Source organism: Methylobacterium sp. GXF4 (genome assembly GCF_000272495.1).
Lineage (GTDB): Bacteria > Pseudomonadota > Alphaproteobacteria > Rhizobiales > Beijerinckiaceae > Methylobacterium > Methylobacterium brachiatum.
The window spans coordinates 13,363-31,647 of the sequence record NZ_AKFK01000075.1 but is presented as its reverse complement, the minus strand read 5'-3'; the positions used below and the strand labels follow the sequence as shown (position 1 = coordinate 31,647).

Sequence of the window (18,285 nt, the reverse complement as noted above, 5' to 3'; positions counted from 1 at the left end):
CGCGGTCCGCGTTCAACTGAGGAGAACGCCATGATCGGCGCCTTCATCATCGCCTTCCGCGAAGTCATCGAGGCGGGCCTGATCATCTCGATCGTGCTGGCCGCCACCCGGGGCATCCCGGGCCGGATGCGCTGGGTCCTGCTCGGCGTCGCCGGCGGCCTCGCCGGGGCCGGCATCGTGGCCCTGTTCGCGGAATCGATCTCCGACGCGTTCGAGGGCAGCGGTCAGGACATCCTGAACGCCGCCGTGCTGATCGTCGCGGTGCTGCTGCTGATCTGGCACAACACCTGGATGAGCAAGCACGGGAAGGAGCTCGCGGGCGAATTGCGGGCGACGGGCGAGGCCGTGCGCTCGGGCGAGCGCGAGGCCGCCGCCCTCTCGATCGTGGTCGGCGCCGCGATCCTGCGCGAGGGCGCGGAGCTGGTGCTGTTCCTCTACGGTCTCGTGGCGTCGGGCACTTCGGGCGCGGATATCCAGTTCGGCGCCTTCGCGGGCATCGGGGCCGGCATCCTGCTCTCGGCCGTGACCTATTTCGGCCTGGCCGCGATCCCGAGCCGGTACGTGTTCTCGATCACCAGCGCGCTGATCATCTTCCTCGCCGCGGGACTGGCCTCGCAGGCGGCCCAGTTCCTGTCCAATGCCGGCGTCGTCGATATCCTCGGCCAGACCCTGTGGAACAGCTCCGGGGTGATCGCCGAGAATTCCTGGCCGGGCCGGGTGCTCCACGCGCTGGTTGGCTACACCGACCGGCCGACAGCCCTGCAAGGACTGGTCTATGTCGGCACCATCGCGGTGATGGTCGGGCTGATGCAGTGGAGCGCCGCCGACAAGCGCCGCTCGGTGCGCACGGCTTAAGTCAGGGTTTCCAAAGGGCATGCCCTTTGGCGGGTCGTCAGGGCGGAGCCCTGACATGCGCGCCTAAGCGCCCGTCGCGACCGGGCGTGCCGTGTCGGCACCCCATTCCGACCAGGACCCGTCGTAGAGGCCGCGGGCCGGCCGGCCCATCGTCTCCAGCGCCAGGGCGATGATCGCCGCGGTCACGCCCGAGCCGCAGGTGGTCACCACCGGCCGGTCGGGGTCGATGCCGGTCTCCGCGAACAGACGCTCCAGCTCCTCCGGACTCTTCAGGCAGCCGTCGCGCTGAAGGGACGCGTAGTGCAGGTTGCGCGCGCCCGGCATGTGCCCCGGCCGCACGCCCGGGCGCGGTTCCGGCTCCTCGCCGCGGAAGCGGGTGGCTGAGCGGGCATCGACCACCTGGGCCGAGCCGGTCTCCAGGGCCCGGGCGACGTCGTTGGCGTCCGCCACGGCGCCGTGGTCGAGGCGGGCGGTGAAGTGGCGCCGCTCGCGCGGGGCGGGGTCGCCGTCCTCAGTCGGGTAGCCGGCCGCGATCCAGGCGGGCAGGCCGCCATCCAGCACCAGCGCGTCGCGGACCCCGAAGGTCTTGAGCATCCACCAGACCCGGGGGGCCGAGAACAGGCCTTGGCCGTCATAGACGACGATCTGCATGCCGTCGCCGATGCCCAAAGCCCGCATCCGCGAGGCGAACACGTCGGAGCGCGGCAGCATGTGCGGCAGGCTCGATTCGGTGTCGCTCATGGCGTCGAGGTCGAAGCGCAGCGCCCCGGGGATATGGGCGGCCCGGAACTCGGCGGCCGGGTCGCGACCGGCGGCCGGCAGGTACCACGAGGCGTCGAGCACCACGATGTCGGGCGCATCGAGGCGGTCGTGCAGCCATTCGGGGGTCACGAGGGGCGGGTGGGCCATAATCCGCAATCCGGCTCTGTTCGCGTGAGCGCCCACCAAACCACAGCCTAGGGCCGGTTGCACGCCCGGTCGCGGGCTGCGGCGGCGCGTTCCGGCGGTTTGTCAGGCCCTGCGGATCGAGGCCGAAGAGCCGCGACTCTGTGCCCAGCTACGCACCCCGCACCGTGGTCCGATGCAGCGAATGCACGCTGGTCTTGTTTTCAATCGTTGTAACCCCAGTTACGACAACACGATGACGCTCACCGCGCCAGCCGTCGAGGCCGGCTCGGGCGGGTCGCCCCCGATGCCGCTCCGCGAGACGCAAGTCCCGGACACGCGAGACGGGGCCGCCGCCTGAAGGCAGGGCGTTCAACCCTCCCTCACTGCCGAGGCGCCCGCGCCGACCGTGCAGATGCTTATTGAGCCGATCACCGCCATGAATCAACTCGTCCGCATGTCTCAGATCGGCGATGCCGAAGGCGTCCAGGAGCCGTCGGCGGACCTGCGCGTGCCCTTCGCGCAGTCCGGGGCTTTCGTGTGCAAGTACATCATCGGCGAGCCGAACGACCGCGCGATCTGCTGCGGTGCGCCGGTCTCCGACGGCAAGAGCTGGTGCGCCTTCCACCGCCGGATCGTGTTCGAGCCGACCCGTCCCGGCCGCATCCGCTGAGCGGTCACCCGGTCGCGCGCACGGCCGTCACTGCGTGCGCATGACCTGGATGACGGCCGGCGTGATGATGACGACGAACAGCACCGGCAGGAAGAACAGGATCATCGGCACGGTCAGCTTGGGCGGCAGGCTGGCCGCCTTCTTCTCCGCCTCGTTCATGCGCTGGTCGCGGCTCTCCTGGCTCAGCACCCGGAGCGCCTGGCCGATCGGCGTGCCGTAGCGCTCGGCCTGGATCAGCGCGGTCGCCACCGATTTCACCGGCTCGAGCCCGGTCCGCATGACGAGATTCTCGTAGGCCTGGCGACGGTCGGGCAGGAACGACATCTCGGCGGTCATGAGGGCGAGCTCCTCGGCCAGCACCACCGAGGAGGCGGCGATCTCGGTGCTCACCTTCCGGAACGCGTTCTCGATCGCCATGCCGGATTCGACGCAGATCAGCGTCAGGTCGAGGGCGTCCGGCCAGGCCCGGCGGATCTCGGCCTGCCGCTTCTTGGCGGTGTTGACCAGGAACAGCTCCGGCGCCTTGATGCCCGTATAGGCCGCGCCGATCACCATCCCGATCCGCATCAGGTAGGAGGCGTCGATCACCTCTAGCACGAACAGGTAGAACGCGGACCCGATCACCGACGCGACCGGGACGACGAAGCGGAAGAACAGGAACGTGGTCTCCGCGCCCTGACCGCGATAACCCGCCATCATCAGCTTGCGCTTGGCCGTATCGGTGCCGAGCCAGCGGTGCAGCTGGTACCGGTCGACGATCGACTTCATGTAGGCCTTGGGCGCCACGCGCAGGGTCGCCCGCTCGTTCGGCCGGGCCCGGTCCGCCTGGCGCTCCCGCCGCCGGATGAGCTCGCGCTCGTCGCTGACGAGCTTCATCCGCTTGGAAAGCTTGTCCGATTCGAAGAAGGGCTGCGCCACCGCGAAGGCGGTCGCGGCCGCCGCGATGGCGGTCAGCAGCGTGCCCATGAAGCGGGGATCGAACAGCTTCTCCGCGATGGCGTCGATCATGGAACGGGGTCCGAATCCGGGCGGGCTCAGAAGTCGAAGGCGATCATCTTGCGGATCGTGAAGACGCCGAGCGACATCCAGATCGCCGCCCCGACGAGGGCGATCGTGCCGACATCCGTCGTCCAGAGCAGCGAGATGTAATCCGGGCTCGTCAGCGTGGTGATGCCGGCGACGCCGAAGGGGAGGCACGCGATGATCGAGGCCGAGGCCTTGGCCTCCATGCTCATCGCCTGGACCTTGCCGCGCATCTTGGCCCGGTCGCGCAGCACGACCGAGAGGTTGTTCAGCGCCTCCGACAGGTTGCCGCCCGATTGCTGCTGGATGTTGATCACGATCGCGAAGAAGTTCACCTCGGCGGTCGGCACCCGCTCGAACAGGCGCGAGACGGCCTCGCCCAGCGAGAGGCCCATCGCCTGGGTCTCGATCACCGTCCTGAACTCGCTGCGCACCGGCTCCTCGGCCTCGCGCGAGACCATGCGGAAGCAGTCCCCCACCGGGATGCCGGTGCGGATGCCGCGCACCACCACGTCGACGGCGTTGGGCAGTTCCTTGTTGAACTTCGCGATGCGCCGGATGCGCAGGTGGCGCAGCATCCAGGCGGGCAGGCCGAAGCCGCCCGCGAAGGCGGCGCCGGCCGCCGCCACCGGGCTGTCGGTGATCAGGAACAGCAGCAGGCCGAGGACGCCGCCGCAGCCGCCCGAGATTGTGTAGAAGGTTCGCTTCGTCCAGCTCAGGCCGGCGCGGGCGAGCTTCAGCTCCAGCGTGGCCTTGTTGGCGTTCTTGGCCTTCGCCTCGATCTCGCTCAGCGTCTTGGCGACCTGCTCGCGCCGGTTGACCGCGACGCCGCGCACCGCCGCCCCGGAGGCCGTGACGCCGATCGCTTTCAGCCGCCGGTTCGCCCGGCGCTGGCCGCCCAGCAGCGGCAGCACCGCCACATAGGCGACGGCCGCCACCGCGACGCCGATCAGGCCGGCCGCGAGCGGCATCTGGGACGCATCCGCCACGGTCACGCCCCGTCGACGATTTCGGCGGCGTCGAGCGCCTCGCCGAGGCGGCGCTCCAGGCCGTAATAGCGGGCCCGCTCCCAGAATTTCGGCCGCCCGACCCCGGTCGAGCGATGGCGCCCGATCAGCTTGCCGTTCGGATCCTCGCCGACGATGTCGTAGAGGAACACGTCCTGGGTGGTGATGACGTCGCCCTCCATGCCCAGCACCTCGGTGATGTGGGTGATGCGCCGGGAGCCGTCGCGCAGGCGCATGGCCTGGATCACCACGTCGATCGAGCCGCAGATCATCTCGCGCAGGGTCTTCGACGGCAGCGTGAAGCCGCCCATCGAGATCATCGACTCGATCCGCGACAGGCATTCGCGCGGGCTGTTGGCGTGGAGCGTGCCCATCGAGCCGTCATGGCCGGTATTCATCGCCTGGAGCAGGTCGAAGGCCTCGGGTCCGCGGACCTCGCCGACGATGATCCGCTCGGGCCGCATGCGCAGGCAGTTCTTGACGAGGTCGCGCATGGTGACCTGCCCCTGGCCTTCCATGTTCGGGGGGCGCGTCTCCAGGCGCACGACATGGGGCTGCTGGAGCTGCAGCTCGGCCGCATCCTCGCAGGTGATGACCCGCTCGTCGTGCTCAATGAAGGCGGTGAGGCAGTTCAGCAGCGTGGTCTTGCCCGAGCCGGTGCCGCCCGAGATGACGACGTTGCAGCGGGACTGGCCGATGATCTTCAGGACCTCGGCACCCTCGGGGGAGATCGCCCCGAAGCGCACCAGCTGCTCCAGGGTGAGCTTGTCCTTCTTGAACTTGCGGATCGTGAGCGCCGGCCCGTCGATGGCCAGCGGCGGCGCGATGACGTTGACGCGGGAGCCGTCCGGCAGGCGCGCGTCGCAGATCGGCGAGGCGTCGTCCACGCGTCGCCCGACCTGGCTGACGATCCGCTGGCAGATGTTCATCAGCTGCTGGTTGTCGCGGAAGCGGACATTGGTCAGCTGGATCTTGCCGTCGACCTCGATGAAGGTCCGGTTGGCGCCGTTGACCATGATGTCGGCGATGTCGTCGCGGGCGAGCAGGGGCTCCAGCGGGCCGTAGCCCAGCACGTCGTTGCAGATGTCGTCGAGCAGCTCCTCCTGCTCGGCGATCGACAGGACGATGTTTTTGAGCCCGATGATCTCCGTGACGATGTCGCGGATCTCCTCCCGGGCGGTCTCGGCGTCGAGGCGCGCGAGCTGGGTGAGGTCGATCGCCTCGATCAGGGCGCCGAAGATCAGGCTCTTGGTCCGGTAGTAATCCTCGGAGCGCAGGTTCTCGACCACCACCGGGGCGGCGGGCTTGGGCGGCTTCGGTGCCGGCGCGGCGTCGCGCAGCACCGGCGCGGCCGGCAGGGCGGCCCGCATCTGCGGGACCGGCGCGGGCGCCGTCGGGGCGGCTCCGGATTGTCGCCTACCGAACATGGGTCAGATCCCAGCGGCCCGCGTGAGGCATCGTCCCGGCGAAGGTCCCGCGCATCACGAGGCCTTGCGGCCGGCGAGCTTGGCCAGCAGCGGCTCCAGCAGGCTCGACCGGCTGCGCCGGGTCTCCGGGCGCCCCAGGGTGACCGCCGCCAGGTCGTTGAACAGCTCCGCCACCTTCGAGCCGGCCTGAATCTCGGCGATCATCTGGCCGTTATTGGCGGCTGTGCCGAACAGGGTCGGCTCGAACGGGATCGTGGCCGTGATCGGCGCATCGAGGGCCTTGGCGAACTCGGCCGTGCCGATCTCCGGCCGCTTGGCCATGCCGACGCCGTTGAGCAGGATCCGGGGCGGCTGGTCGTTCGGGCGGCCGTGCTTGAGCGCCCCGAGCAGGTTCTTGGCGTTGCGCAGGCAGGCGAGGTCGGGACCGGCGACGATCAGGATCTCGTCGGCCGCGGTGAGCACGCGCTTCGACCACGCGCTCCACTGGTGCGGAATGTCGAGGACCACGCAGGGCACGCTCGCGCGCAGGTACTCGATCAGGGAATCGAAGGCCGGCTCGGACAGGTCGATGGTCCGGTCGAGGCTCGCCGGGGCCGAGAGCAGGCTGAGGTTGTCGCTGCATTTTGACAGCAGCCGCTCGACCAGGGCCGAATCCAGGCGCTCGGGCGCGAACACCGCCTCGGCGATGCCCTGCGGCGGGTCCTGGTTGAAGTTGAGCGAGGCGGTGCCGAAGGCGATGTCGAGATCGGCGATCACCGTCTGCACGCCCTGGTTCCGGGCCACCGACCAGGCGAAGTTATGCGCCACCGTCGAGGCGCCGATGCCGCCCTTGACCCCGTAGACCGCCACGGTGCGGCCCACCGGCTTGACGCCGGGCGCGGTGAACAGGTCGGAGATCGCCGCGATCAGGGTCAGCGGCGCGACCGGCGCCATCAGGTAGTCGGACACCCCGCGCTGGATCAGCTGCCGGTAGAGGGTCACGTCGTTGACGTGGCCGATCACCAGGACGCGGGTGCCCTCGTCGCAGACCTCGGCCAGGGCATCCAGGCACTCGACCGGCTTCGAGCGGACGCCCTGCGTCTCGATGACGATGACGTTGGGCGTCGGCGCGTGGCGGTAGGCCTCGATCGCCGCGGCGCCGCCGCCCATCCGGACCTTGACCTGCGCCTTCTGCATGCGCCGGTCGAGGGACGCGCCCTCGATCATCGTGGCGGTCTCGCCGGTCTCGCAGAAGGCCTGGATCGTGATCCGGGGCACCGGGGCGATCGTACGCTCGGATGTCTCGGACAGGTCCGCCATGACGACACTTTCGGGTCCGTGCTCGGGTCGCGGCGTGAATGGTGGGGACGGGGGGAGTGGCACCGCCTGTCCTAGTTGCTGACCTGGGACTTGACGGCGTTGGTCCCATCTTGCCGCCATGTGGTTGACGGATCCTTGCCGTCCCGCAACTGGCCGATGTCCCGGACGCGCTTGACCGTGTCGATCCGGCCCTCGGGCCGGCCGCGCACGAGGTCGACCGGGTCGGCCACCTGGGCGGCCACGGTCGCCTGGGTGGCGCAGCCGAGGTTCCAGCTCGGCCGGTTGCCGTAGTCGGAGGCGAAGTTCGAGGTGCCGAGATCCTGGGGCCAGAGCCCGCACTGGTCGGCGACCTTGGCCTGCATGCGCTGGAAGCTCAGCCGGATCGGCGCGGCCAGCCCCGGTGCCGCCACCGGGTAGGGCGACTGGGCGATCTCGCGGGCGCCGACGCCGTCCTCGGCGCCGCGCCGGCCCACGGCCGCGGCGGTGCGCGCCACGGCGGCGGCCTGGGCGGGCGGCAGGCCCTGGGGCACCTCCATCAGGATGCCGCCGCGGCCGTAGCGGCGGTATTCCAGCATGAAGGCGTCGATGTCGCCGGCCTGGCGCGGGTCGAGATGGCCCGGGCCGGTGGCGAACACGTCGAGGCTGCGGGTGCCGTCGGCCAGGACGATCGGGTGCCGGGCGCGGTAATCGGACAGGTCGATGCCGCCCGTGGTGGCGGGCTCGCCCTTGCAGGCAGCGGCCAGCAGGCCGAGCGCGCAGGCGGCCAGGAGGCTGGCTGGCCGGCAGGATGGGGCGGGCGGGTGACGTCGGGTCATGGATCCGGTCCTGGAAGCGCGGCGCTACTCGACGATGAAGCCGACGCGGCCGCGATAGGTGCGCCCGAGCGGGGCGGCGCCGACCTTGCCGTAGAGGCGGTTGACCTGCCCGAGCAGCACCGCCTGCCCGTCGGTGGCGTCGACGAAGTTGTCGTCGGGCCGGGTCACCTGCTTGGGCTCCATCGCCCGGGCGATGTAGGGGGTGCACATGATCATCAGCTCGGTCTCCATGCGCTGGTAGTCCCGGGACCGGAACAGCGCGCCGAGGATCGGCAGATTGATCAGGCCGGGCAGGCCGGAAATCGCCTGCTTGTTCACTTGTTGAATGAGGCCGGCGGTCATCATCACGCCGCCCGAGGGCAGCTCGACGGTGGTCTCGGAGCGGCGCACGCGCGTCCCGGGCACGGCCACCGTGTTGTTTCCGACCGTGTAGTTGAAGCTCTGCTGCGGATCGATCTCGGTCACGTCCGTGGCTACGCGGATCGAGATCCGGTTGTCGGCCAGAACCACGGGCGTGAAAGAGAGCGAGACGCCGTAGGGCTTGAAGGTGATGCCGGGCGTGCAGATGCCGCCGACCACGCAGGACGCCGAGGACGGAACCGGGAATTCACCGCCGGCCAGAAACTTCGCGGCCTCCCCGGAGATCGCGGTCAGCGTCGGCTCGGCCAGGATGCGCGACACGCCCGCCTGTTCGAAGGCTTTCAGCGTCGCCTGCAGCGAGAATCCGGCTCCCTTGACGGAGGCCTGGAGCTGGTTGCCCGAGGGCGTGCCGCCGCCGGTGATCGGGAAGGGCAGGGTGTTGTTGAGTGCCGGCGAGGTCACGAGACCGGTGACCGCGTCGGTCGCCGTGCTCACCGGATTCAACGCCGACCAATTGCCGGTCATGTTGATCCCGAACTGCTTGAGCACGTTGCGGGACACCTCGACCACGGTGACGCGGAGCATCACCTGATCCTTGTTGCGGATCGTCAGGTTGTTGATCACCGCGCCGCGTGCGCCGGCCGAGACGCCACCGCTCGGCGCACCGGTGGCGGCGGCTCCGCCGCCCAGGCCGACGAAGGCGTTGGCGATGTCGATCGCCTGCTGGGCGTCGGAGGACGAGTTCACCGAGCCCGAGAGCAGCACCGAGGCGCCCGAGGAGCGCACGTCGAAGCGGCCGCCCGGGATGCTCTGGCCGAGCAGCTCGCGCAGCGTCCCGAGGTTGAGGTCCCGGGCCACGGTCACGTCGAGGGCGGCGATCTGGCGGCCTTCGGCATCCATGATGAAGATCGAGGTGGCGCCGTCCGCCATGCCGATCACGAACACCTTGCGGGTCGAGCGGACCACCGCGTTGGCCACCGCCGGGTTGGCGACGAACACCTCCTTGGCGTCCCGCGGCAGGTCGACGATCACCGAACGGCCCGCGGTCAGCTCGACCCGGCGGGACGAGGCGGCTTCCGCCGAGCCCACCGTCAGCACCGGGGCTGGGCCGAGGGCCGGACGCTCCTGCGCCAGGAGCGGGCCGGCATGGATCAGCGTGAGAAGCGCCAGCGCGCGCGCCGGGCGGAGGAAACGCGGCAGGGCAATCATGGGGATCACGGCGTCTGCTGCCGCGCGACGCCGAAGCGCACGACGGTCAATCCGGGTTCGGGCATCTGCGCCATCGCGGCATCGACCGGCTGGGCCTCGACCGGTCGCCCCGCATCCGCGAGGCTGCGCAGCGAGAGCGACAGCGAGCCGACCTTCTGGGCGAGCGTTAGGGTCTCCGCCTGGGCGGGGGTGACGGCGAGCGTCGCGGTCTCGCCGGTGACGACGTTGGTGCCGTTCTTCTCCTGGATCAGCTGACCGATCGCGAGGACGCGGATGTCGGTCAGGATGGTCTGGGAGAGCTGCACCTCGCTGTTGTTGGCGCGGGAATTGGCATCGTCCCGGAAGGTGCGGATTACGTCGACGCGGTCGTTGGGCAGGATGAAGCCGCCGGCCGAGTTGGTGCCGCGGCTGTCGGTGACGATGGCGACCGCGCGCATCCCGGCGGGCAGGATCGCGGCCATGAAGCCGCTGTCGGGCCGGACCAGCTTCTGCGCCCGGATCGGCTCGCCCGCGAGGAAGCCCGAGCGCACGGAGGCGCCGACGGTCTCGTCCAGCGCCTTCGCGTTGTCCTTGCGGCTGATGTAGCCCGCCGTCATGGCGCCGTCCGGCCAGGGCTGCCAGCGCAGGTCGGCGGCCCGCAGGACCTGGCCCATCGGCATGTCGGCGGCGGCCACCAGCACCTCGGTCATCGGAGGCGGCGGCAGCTCGGCCTTGGGGGCCGGCGGCGGCGGGGGCGGATCGCCACCGCTCATCAGGAACGCCGCCCCGCCGCCCGCTGCGAGGGCGATGCCGAGGACGGCGAGACGGGCTGGATTCATCGCATCGCCACGCGCCGGAGACGGCCGAATTGCCGTCCATCACCAGACCCTGCGCGGCCATTCGTGTACTTATGGTTAAGGTATTATAACTGCGCCGGCTGGATACGGTCCGGAAACGGGGCGGTTGCCGGGACGCGTCACAACCGGCGCAATCTCTCAATCTCGACCCAATCCTGGCCGTGGCGCGGGATCCGCACCTGCAATATTCTGCCCCCGAACCCGCGTCAGAATCGGGTGCTCGGATCATCCGGGCAAAACATGCCGGGGAGTGACATGATCAGACGAATTGGCGGTGCGGTGCTGGCCACCGCCCTGGCGGGCACGGTGCTGAGCTCGGGCCCGGCCTCCGCCCAAGGTGCCGCGTCCGGCGCTTTCTCCGGCAACGCCCTGCGCATCGGCGTGCTTAACGACCAGTCCGGCCTCTATGCCGAGTTCGGCGGCCAGGGCTCCATCGAGGCCGCGAAGATGGCGGTGGAGGATATGGGCGGCAAGATCGACGGCGTCCCGATCGAGATCCTCTCGGCCGACCACCAGAACAAGCCCGACATCGCCTCGGCCATCGCCCGGCAATGGTACGACCGCGACGGCGTCGACGCGATCATGGAGCTGACCACCTCCTCCGTGGCTTTGGCGGTCCAGGGCCTGTCCAAGGAAAAGAAGAAGATCACGATCACCACCGGGGCGGCTTCCAGCGACCTCACCGGCAAGGCCTGCACGCCCTACGGCTACCACTGGGCCTACGACACGCGGGCGCTCGCGGTCGGCACCGGCGGCGCGCTGACCCGGGCCGGGGGCGACACCTGGTACTTCCTCACCGCCGACTACGCCTTCGGCTCGGCCCTCGAGGCCGATACCAGCCGCGTGGTGCTCGCCAATAACGGCAAGGTGCTGGGCAGCGTCCGCCACCCGCTCTCGAACCAGGACTTCTCCTCGTTCCTGCTCCAGGCGCAGGGCTCGAAGGCCAAGGTGATCGGGCTCGCCAATGCCGGCCTCGACACCTCCAACTCGATCAAGCAGGCGGCCGAGTACGGCATCGTCGAGGGCGGCCAGAAGCTCGCGGCGCTGCTGTTCACCCTCTCGGAGGTGCACGGGCTCGGGCTCAAGGTGGCGCAGGGCCTGACGCTCACCGAGGGCTGGTACTGGGACGCCAACGACGAGACCCGGGCTTTCGGGCAGCGCTACATGAAGCGCACCGGCCGCATGCCGAACATGATCCAGGCCGGCACCTACTCGGCGGTCCTGTCCTACCTGAAGGCCGTGAAGGCCGCGGGCACCGACGAGACCGAGGCGGTCAACGCCAAGCTCAAGGCGCTCCCGGTGGACGACGTCTTCGCCCATGGCGGCATCGTCCAGCCGAACGGACGCATGGTGCACGACATGTACCTGTTCGAGGTCAAGAAGCCGGCCGAGTCGAAGGGCCCCTGGGACCTCTACCGGCAGCTCGCGACCATCCCGGGCAAGGAAGCCTACGCCACCGCGGCCGAGAGCGGCTGCCCGCTGACGGCGGCGGCGAAGTAACAAGCGCTCGCCTCGCAAGGCGACGGCTGTCACGGGGTTGAAGGGCCATCGCTTTTGCCGCGCGCTACGCGCTCCCTCTCCCACACGGGGAGAGGGGACCCGCGCCTTTAACGGGCGATGGTTACGCCGCCCAGACCCGCCGATACAAAGCCTGGATCTCCTCGGCCGTCGGCTCGACCGGGTTGTTGGCCGGGGACCCGGAGGCCAAAGCCTGGGCGGCCATGGTCGGGAGCAGCGCTTCCCAGCGGGCCGGGTCGATCCCGTATTCCCGGGGGCCGGGCACGTCGAGATCGTCGTTGAGGGCTTCGAGTTCCGCCACCAGGGCGTTGACGGCGGCCCGGTCGTCGCCGTCGACGCCGGGGATGCCCATGGCCCGGGCGCAGGCGGCGTAGCGCGCCACCGCGGCGGGGGCCGAGAAGGCGGTGACCACCGGCAGCAGCATCGCGTTCGAGAGCCCGTGCGCCACGTGGAAATGCGCGCCGATCGGCCGGCTCATGCCGTGGACCAGCGCCACCGAAGCGTTCGAGAAGGCGATGCCGGCCTGGGTCGCCCCCAGCATCATCGCCTCGCGGGCCGCCCGGTCGCTGGGATCGGTCCAGACCCGGCGCAGGTTCGGGGCGATCAGGTGCATCGCCTGGAGGGCGAGCCCGTCCGAGAACAGGTTGGACTTGCGCGAGACATAGGCCTCGATGGCGTGGGTGAGCGCATCGATGCCGGTATCGGCGCTGAGGCGCTTGGGCTTGGTCAAGGTCAGCTCGTAATCGACCAGAGCCGCCACCGGCAGGTAGGCCAGCCCGATGCAGAGCATCTTCTCGTCCGAGGCCTCGTCGGTGACGATGGTGAAGCGGGTCGCCTCCGAGCCGGTGCCGGCGGTGGTGGGGATCGCCACGATCGGCAGGCCGGGCTCGTCCTGCAGGCGGGGCGCCTTGTAGTCGCGCATGTGGCCGCCGTGGCGGGCGAGAACCGCCACCGCCTTGGCGGTGTCCATCGGGCTGCCGCCGCCGAAGCCGACCACGCAGTCGAACTCGCCGGCCTGGAGCGCGGCCAGCGCCGCCTCCACGGAGGCCACGGTCGGGTCCGGCACGGTCTCGGAGAAGATTGTTCCGCGGGCGCCCGCGCTGTTGAGCCGCTCGAGCAATGTGTCGGTGCGGCCGCTGCTGACCAGGTACGGGTCGGTGACCACGAAGGGGCGCGACAGGCCGAGCTGGCCCAGGATCTCCGGCAGCAGCCGCGAGGCGCCGGCGCCGATGCGCATCAGCCGGGGCAGGGCGATCGAGGCGACCATCTGTTGATCCTCCCACCCGGCGCTTTGTCTCGTCGGCCGGTCTCCGCCGATCTTAGGCCACGGCGCCGGCCCGCGAAACCGCCGCCGCTTACACCGCCGGCCCGGCGAACAGCGCGCCCGCCGCCTCGACCTCGCCGGCGATGAAGCCTGCCACCGCCCGGATATGGGCCGCCTTCCGGTGGTCCTCGTGGATGTGCATGTGGAACGAGCGCGTCAGCGACACCGCCCCGGGCAGGACCGGCGCCAGCCCGGGATGGGCCGCCGCGATGAAGGCCGGCAGGATGCACAGGCCGGCGCCGTTCAGGGTCGCGTGGACCTGGGCCAGCAGGTTGGTCGAGCGCAGCCGCGCGGAGACCGCGGGCTCCAGCGCGCCGAGATAGTTCAGCTCGCGCGCGAACAGCATGTCCTCGATATAGCCGACGAAGGGATGCGCCGTGAGGTCCGAGACGGCGGTGATCGGCGCCGCCGCGGCGAGGTAGGCTTCGGCCCCGTAGACGAACAGCCGGTAATCGGTGAGCCGGCGCGCCACCACCCGGGCCTGCTGCGGGGTCGAGAGGCCGATCACGATGTCGGCCTCGCGCTTCGACAGGCTGAAGATCCGGGCGGTCGCCATGATCTCGACCTCCAGCCCCGGATGGCGCTCGGTCAGCCGGTGCATCCGCGAGGCCAGGAACACGCTGCCGAACCCGTCCGGGGCGCCGATCCGCACCGTGCCGGAGACGGATTGCGCGCCGGCCTGCGCGGCGGCGCTGGCCGACAGGAAGGCGCTCTCCATGGTCTCGGCCACGGCCAGCAGGTTGGCGCCGTCCTCCGTGAGCGCGTAGCCGAGGTTGCTGCGGTGGAACAGGCGGGCGCCGAGCCCCTCCTCCAGGGCGCGGATCCGGCGCCCGACCGTGGTGTGCTCGGTGCCGGTCCGCGCTGCCGCGGCGCTCAGGGTGCCGGTGCGCGCCACTGCCAGGAAGAAGCGCAGGTCGTCCCAGTTGCGCCCCGTCCGGCTCATGATCGCAAACCCGCTGTGCATCGATGCACGGCGGCTGTAAGCGCATCCGGCTTTATCGTTCAAGCGATCCTGTTAGGCTGCGCCAAAACCAAATCGATAACGACAACAGGGAGGCGCTCATGCGCACGATCGGACACTTCATCGGCGGCCGTCTCGTCGGCGGCGAGAGCGGGCGCTTCGCCGACGTGTTCCACCCCTCGACCGGCGAGGTCCAGGCCAAGGTCGCGCTCGCCAGCAAGGCCGAGATGCGCGCCGCGGTCGAGAACGCCGCGGCGGCCCAGCCGGCCTGGGCCGCCACCAATCCGCAGAAGCGCGCCCGGGTGATGATGCGCTTCCTCGAGCTCATCCGCGGCGAGAACGATTCCCTGGCCGAGCTGCTCGCCTCGGAGCACGGCAAGACCGTGCCGGACGCCAAGGGCGACATCCAGCGCGGCGTCGAGGTGGTAGAGTTCGCCTGCGGCATCCCGCACCTGCTCAAGGGCGAGTACACCGAGGGCGCCGGGCCCGGGATCGACGTCTATTCCCTGCGCCAGCCGCTCGGCGTGGTCGCCGGCATCACGCCGTTCAACTTCCCGGCCATGATCCCGCTGTGGAAATGCGCCCCGGCCATCGCCTGCGGCAACGCCTTCATCCTGAAGCCGTCCGAGCGAGACCCGAGCGTGCCGCTGCGCATCGCCGAGATCTTTCTCGAGGCCGGCCTGCCGCAGGGCATCCTCAACGTCGTCAACGGCGACAAGGAAGCGGTCGACGCGATCCTCGACGACGAGGACATCAAGGCGGTGGGCTTCGTCGGCTCCTCGCAGATCGCCGAGTACATCTACGTGCGTGCCGCCCAGACGGGGAAGCGCGCCCAGTGCTTCGGCGGCGCCAAGAACCACATGATCATCATGCCGGACGCCGATATGGGCCAGGCGGTCGATGCGCTGATCGGCGCCGGCTACGGCTCGGCCGGCGAGCGCTGCATGGCGATCTCGGTGGCGGTGCCGGTGGGCGAGGCCACGGCCGACCGGCTCATGGAGAAGCTGATCCCGCGGGTCGAGTCGCTCAAGATCGGCCCGTCGCATGACGGCTCGGCCGATTACGGGCCGCTGGTCACCGCCGAGGCGGTCCGGAAGGTCGCGGGCTATATCGACCAGGGTGTCGCCGAGGGCGCGCATCTCGCCGTCGACGGCCGCGGCTTCAAGCTCCAGGGCTACGAGAACGGCTTCTACATGGGCGGCTCGCTGTTCGACCGCGTGACCCCCGACATGACCATCTACAAGGAAGAGATTTTTGGCCCCGTCCTGTCGGTGGTGCGGGCCCAGAACTACGAGGAGGCGCTCGCGCTGCCCTCGACCCACCAATACGGCAACGGCGTCGCGATCTTCACCCAGGACGGCGACGCGGCCCGCGACTTCACCGCCCGGGTCAATGTCGGCATGGTCGGCGTCAACGTGCCGATCCCGGTGCCGATCGCCTACCACACCTTCGGCGGCTGGAAGCGCTCCGGCTTCGGCGACCTGAACCAGCACGGGCCGGACTCGATCCGCTTCTACACCAAGACCAAGACCGTCACGCAGCGCTGGCCGAGCGGCATCAAGAGCGGGGCGGAGTTCTCCATCCCGACGATGCGGTAGGGCCTTTTCAACCCTCCCCCCTCTGCGGGGGAGGGTGCCGCGCGGGGGCGCGGCGGGAGAGGGGCAGCGCGACGGTGCAGGATCTTGCGCCCATCACGACCTTTCCGGAAGCGTCGCTCCCCTCTCCCGACCCCCTTCGGGGGCCACCCTCCCCCGCAAAGGGGGGAGGGAACGCGCCAGTTCTGATCTATTGGAGCTACGCCCATGAGTTTCGGGCTCGATGAGGATCGAACCGCGATCCGCGACATGGCGCTCGGCTTCGCGGCCGAGCATATCGCCCCGCACGCTCTCGACTGGGACCGGGACAAGACCTTCCCGGTGGAGACCCTGCGGGCGGCCGCGGCGCTCGGCATGGCCGGCATCTACGTGCGCGAGGATGTCGGCGGCTCGGGCCTGTCGCGGCTCGACGCCGCCCTGATCTTCGAGGCGCTGAGCACCGGCTGCCCGACCGTGGCGGCGTTCCTGTCGATCCACAACATGTGCGCCTGGATGATCGACGCCTACGGTGACGCGGATCAGCGCCAGCGCTGGATCCCGGCCCTGATGGGCATGGAGACGATCGCCAGCTACTGCCTGACCGAGCCGGGCTCGGGCTCCGACGCGGCGGCGCTGCGCACCCGCGCCGAGCGCGACGGCGACCATTACGTGCTCACCGGCGAGAAGCAGTTCATCTCCGGCGCCGGCGTCAGCGACCTCTACGTCTGCATGGTCCGCACCGGCGCGGCGGGACCGAAGGGCATCTCGGCGATCGTGGTCGAGAAGGGGACGCCCGGCCTCTCCTTCGGCGCGGAAGAGCGCAAGATGGGCTGGAACGCGCAGCCGACCCGCTCCGTGCGGTTCGACGGCTGCCGTGTGCCGGTGGCGAACCGCCTGGGCGAGGAGGGCCAGGGCTTCCGCATCGCCATGAGCGGCCTTGATGGCGGCCGGCTCAACATCGCCGCCTGCGCGCTGGGCGGTGCCCAATCGGCCCTCGACAAGACGCTGGCCTATATGGGTGATCGGCGCGCCTTCGGGTCCCGGCTCAGCGACTTCCAGGCGCTGCAGTTCCGGCTGGCCGACATGGCCACGTCCTTGGAGGTGTCGCGCACCTTCCTGCGCCACGCCGCGTCAGCGCTCGACGCCAAGGACCCGGCGGCCACGCAGCTCTGCGCCATGGCCAAGCGCCACGTCACCGACGCCGCCTTCGAGGTCGCCAACCAGGCCCTGCAGCTCCACGGCGGCTACGGCTATCTCGCCGAGTACGGGATCGAGAAGATCGTCCGCGACCTGCGCGTGCACCAGATCCTCGAAGGCACCAACGAGATCATGCGGGTGATCATCGCCCGCGCGCTGACCGGGGGACGCTGATGGCGGATGTGATCGTCGAGCGCGTCGGCGCCCTGGGGCGCCTGCGCCTCGACCGGCCCAAGGCCCTGAACGCCCTGACCCACGGCATGGTCCGGGAGATCGACGCGGCCCTGAACCAGTTCTCCGCCGATCCCGGCCTCGCCGCGGTGCTGCTCACCGGCGAGGGCGAGCGCGGCCTCTGCGCCGGCGGCGACCTGCGCGGCCTGTACGACAACCCCGGCACCGCCTTCGCGGAAACCTTCTGGCGGGACGAGTACCGGCTGGATTCGCGGATCGCGGCTTACGAAAAACCGTTCGTGGCGGTGATGGACGGCATCACCATGGGCGGCGGCGTCGGCCTCGCGGGGCATGCCGCCCACCGGATCGTCACCGAGCGCTCGCGCGTCGCCATGCCGGAGACCGGCATCGGCTACCTGCCGGATGTCGGCGGCACCTGGCTGCTGCCGCGGGCGCCCGGCCAGGTCGGCACCTATCTCGGCCTCACCGGCGAGCCGGTCGGCGCCGCCGACGCGCTCTATTGCGGGCTCGCCGACGTGATGGTGCCGTCCCAGTCCCTGCCGGACCTGATCGACGCGCTCTCGGCGCTGCCGCCCGATGCCGGGGATGCCGGCGTGCGGGAGGCGATCGACCGATTGGCGCGCGATCCCGGCGCGCCGCCCCTGGCACAGCATCGCGAGACCATCGATCGCTGCTTCGCCTTCGACATGATCGACGAGATCCTGTCCGCCCTGGCGGCGGACGGCTCCGAGTTCGCGGCGGCGACCCGCAAGACGCTGCTGACGAAATCCCCGTCGAGCCTGGTCCTGACCCTGTGCCTGCTGCGCCTCGGCCGGCGCTCGCCCAACCTCGAAGCCTGCCTGGAGCGCGAGTTCCACGCCTCGCTGGCGCTGCTGGAGGAAGGCGATTTCCGCGAGGGCATCCGGGCGGCGGTGATCGACAAGGACAAGAGCCCGCGCTGGAACCCGCCGAGCCTCGACGCTGTCGACCCGGCCAGGATCGCCCGCTGGCTTGAGCCACGGGCGGAGCCGGTTTTCTCGCAAGGCCGAACGGGGCCGGTGTGATGTGAGCGGCGTCTCCCGACCACGCCCTCATCCTGAGGTGCCCGGCGATCCATAGGATCGGCGGGCCTCGAAGGAGCCCTCCAGTCG

The 18,285-nt window shown here is 70.2% G+C and carries 16 protein-coding genes; 6 read left to right on the top strand and 10 right to left on the bottom strand.

The genetic code is table 11. The features are described 5' to 3' along the window. The first annotated feature begins 30 nt into the window (after window positions 1–30). Complete coding sequence (locus WYO_RS20355) at window positions 31–855, top strand: FTR1 family protein (RefSeq protein WP_007565980.1); 825 nt, start codon at window positions 31–33, stop codon at window positions 853–855. 63 nt (window positions 856–918) lie between these two features. On the opposite strand, the gene sseA is transcribed toward WYO_RS20355, so the two are convergent. Beyond that, a complete protein-coding gene (gene sseA, locus WYO_RS20350; RefSeq protein ID WP_007565979.1) occupies window positions 919–1,764 on the bottom strand; it encodes a 3-mercaptopyruvate sulfurtransferase in 846 nt (281 codons plus the stop codon). A gap of 415 nt (window positions 1,765–2,179) precedes the next feature. Between sseA and WYO_RS20345 the strand changes: the two genes are divergently transcribed. Then, complete coding sequence (locus WYO_RS20345; RefSeq protein ID WP_039903524.1) at window positions 2,180–2,413, top strand: GcrA family cell cycle regulator; 234 nt, start codon at window positions 2,180–2,182, stop codon at window positions 2,411–2,413. Window positions 2,414–2,440: 27 nt separating this feature from the next. On the opposite strand, the gene WYO_RS20340 is transcribed toward WYO_RS20345, so the two are convergent. From WYO_RS20340 to cpaB, 7 genes are all read right to left on the bottom strand, one after another. Continuing rightward, on the bottom strand, window positions 2,441–3,421 hold the full coding sequence (locus tag WYO_RS20340; protein ID WP_007565977.1) for a type II secretion system F family protein: 981 nt from the start codon (window positions 3,419–3,421) through the stop codon (window positions 2,441–2,443). A gap of 26 nt (window positions 3,422–3,447) precedes the next feature. Beyond that, a complete protein-coding gene (locus WYO_RS20335; RefSeq protein WP_007565976.1) occupies window positions 3,448–4,407 on the bottom strand; it encodes a type II secretion system F family protein in 960 nt (319 codons plus the stop codon). 20 nt (window positions 4,408–4,427) lie between these two features. Then, complete coding sequence (locus tag WYO_RS20330; RefSeq protein ID WP_007565975.1) at window positions 4,428–5,870, bottom strand: CpaF family protein; 1,443 nt, start codon at window positions 5,868–5,870, stop codon at window positions 4,428–4,430. Window positions 5,871–5,924: 54 nt separating this feature from the next. Beyond that, window positions 5,925–7,169 carry an AAA family ATPase gene (locus WYO_RS20325; RefSeq protein WP_007565974.1) on the bottom strand — a complete coding sequence of 415 codons (1,245 nt, stop codon included), beginning with the start codon at window positions 7,167–7,169 and terminating at the stop codon, window positions 5,925–5,927. Window positions 7,170–7,240: 71 nt separating this feature from the next. Continuing rightward, window positions 7,241–7,984 (bottom strand): CpaD family pilus assembly protein, encoded by a 744-nt coding sequence (locus WYO_RS20320; RefSeq protein WP_007565973.1) that lies wholly within the window; start codon window positions 7,982–7,984, stop codon window positions 7,241–7,243. A 24-nt stretch (window positions 7,985–8,008) separates the two neighbouring features. Continuing rightward, a complete protein-coding gene (locus WYO_RS20315) occupies window positions 8,009–9,553 on the bottom strand; it encodes a type II and III secretion system protein family protein (protein WP_007565971.1) in 1,545 nt (514 codons plus the stop codon). A gap of 5 nt (window positions 9,554–9,558) precedes the next feature. After that, a complete protein-coding gene (cpaB, locus tag WYO_RS20310) occupies window positions 9,559–10,371 on the bottom strand; it encodes a Flp pilus assembly protein CpaB (protein WP_007565969.1) in 813 nt (270 codons plus the stop codon). 273 nt (window positions 10,372–10,644) lie between these two features. On the opposite strand from cpaB, the gene WYO_RS20305 reads away from it, so the two are divergent. Then, window positions 10,645–11,889: an ABC transporter substrate-binding protein gene (locus WYO_RS20305; RefSeq protein WP_007565968.1), complete on the top strand. Its 1,245-nt coding sequence runs from the start codon at window positions 10,645–10,647 to the stop codon at window positions 11,887–11,889. A 121-nt stretch (window positions 11,890–12,010) separates the two neighbouring features. On the opposite strand, the gene WYO_RS20300 is transcribed toward WYO_RS20305, so the two are convergent. After that, on the bottom strand, window positions 12,011–13,174 hold the full coding sequence (locus WYO_RS20300) for an iron-containing alcohol dehydrogenase (RefSeq protein WP_007565966.1): 1,164 nt from the start codon (window positions 13,172–13,174) through the stop codon (window positions 12,011–12,013). Between the two features lie 88 nt (window positions 13,175–13,262). Further along, window positions 13,263–14,174: a LysR family transcriptional regulator gene (locus tag WYO_RS20295; RefSeq protein WP_039903546.1), complete on the bottom strand. Its 912-nt coding sequence runs from the start codon at window positions 14,172–14,174 to the stop codon at window positions 13,263–13,265. A 119-nt stretch (window positions 14,175–14,293) separates the two neighbouring features. Between WYO_RS20295 and WYO_RS20290 the strand changes: the two genes are divergently transcribed. The 3 genes from WYO_RS20290 to WYO_RS20280 all read left to right on the top strand — a co-directional run bounded on the left by WYO_RS20290 (window position 14,294) and on the right by WYO_RS20280 (window position 18,198). Beyond that, window positions 14,294–15,790, top strand: a complete 1,497-nt coding sequence (locus tag WYO_RS20290; protein WP_007565961.1) for a CoA-acylating methylmalonate-semialdehyde dehydrogenase — start codon at window positions 14,294–14,296, stop codon at window positions 15,788–15,790. 204 nt (window positions 15,791–15,994) lie between these two features. After that, window positions 15,995–17,137, top strand: coding sequence for an isobutyryl-CoA dehydrogenase (locus WYO_RS20285; RefSeq protein ID WP_007565959.1), 1,143 nt, complete (start codon window positions 15,995–15,997; stop codon window positions 17,135–17,137). Next, window positions 17,137–18,198 (top strand): enoyl-CoA hydratase/isomerase family protein, encoded by a 1,062-nt coding sequence (locus tag WYO_RS20280; RefSeq protein WP_007565958.1) that lies wholly within the window; start codon window positions 17,137–17,139, stop codon window positions 18,196–18,198. Before WYO_RS20285 ends, WYO_RS20280 begins: the two co-directional genes overlap by 1 nt. The last annotated feature ends 87 nt before the right edge of the window (window positions 18,199–18,285 follow it).

Bases quoted from the DNA above. Each gene is read 5' to 3' on its own strand.
- WYO_RS20355 (WP_007565980.1), top strand. From the start codon at position 31: ATGATCGGCGCCTTCATCATCGCCTTCCGCGAAGTCATCGAGGCGGGC.
- sseA (WP_007565979.1), bottom strand. From the start codon at position 1,764: ATGGCCCACCCGCCCCTCGTGACCCCCGAATGGCTGCACGACCGCCTC.
- WYO_RS20345 (WP_039903524.1), top strand. From the start codon at position 2,180: ATGAATCAACTCGTCCGCATGTCTCAGATCGGCGATGCCGAAGGCGTC.
- WYO_RS20340 (WP_007565977.1), bottom strand. From the start codon at position 3,421: ATGATCGACGCCATCGCGGAGAAGCTGTTCGATCCCCGCTTCATGGGC.
- WYO_RS20335 (WP_007565976.1), bottom strand. From the start codon at position 4,407: ATGCCGCTCGCGGCCGGCCTGATCGGCGTCGCGGTGGCGGCCGTCGCC.
- WYO_RS20330 (WP_007565975.1), bottom strand. From the start codon at position 5,870: ATGTTCGGTAGGCGACAATCCGGAGCCGCCCCGACGGCGCCCGCGCCG.
- WYO_RS20325 (WP_007565974.1), bottom strand. From the start codon at position 7,169: ATGGCGGACCTGTCCGAGACATCCGAGCGTACGATCGCCCCGGTGCCC.
- WYO_RS20320 (WP_007565973.1), bottom strand. From the start codon at position 7,984: ATGACCCGACGTCACCCGCCCGCCCCATCCTGCCGGCCAGCCAGCCTC.
- WYO_RS20315 (WP_007565971.1), bottom strand. From the start codon at position 9,553: ATGATTGCCCTGCCGCGTTTCCTCCGCCCGGCGCGCGCGCTGGCGCTT.
- cpaB (WP_007565969.1), bottom strand. From the start codon at position 10,371: ATGAATCCAGCCCGTCTCGCCGTCCTCGGCATCGCCCTCGCAGCGGGC.
- WYO_RS20305 (WP_007565968.1), top strand. From the start codon at position 10,645: ATGATCAGACGAATTGGCGGTGCGGTGCTGGCCACCGCCCTGGCGGGC.
- WYO_RS20300 (WP_007565966.1), bottom strand. From the start codon at position 13,174: ATGGTCGCCTCGATCGCCCTGCCCCGGCTGATGCGCATCGGCGCCGGC.
- WYO_RS20295 (WP_039903546.1), bottom strand. From the start codon at position 14,174: ATGAGCCGGACGGGGCGCAACTGGGACGACCTGCGCTTCTTCCTGGCA.
- WYO_RS20290 (WP_007565961.1), top strand. From the start codon at position 14,294: ATGCGCACGATCGGACACTTCATCGGCGGCCGTCTCGTCGGCGGCGAG.
- WYO_RS20285 (WP_007565959.1), top strand. From the start codon at position 15,995: ATGAGTTTCGGGCTCGATGAGGATCGAACCGCGATCCGCGACATGGCG.
- WYO_RS20280 (WP_007565958.1), top strand. From the start codon at position 17,137: ATGGCGGATGTGATCGTCGAGCGCGTCGGCGCCCTGGGGCGCCTGCGC.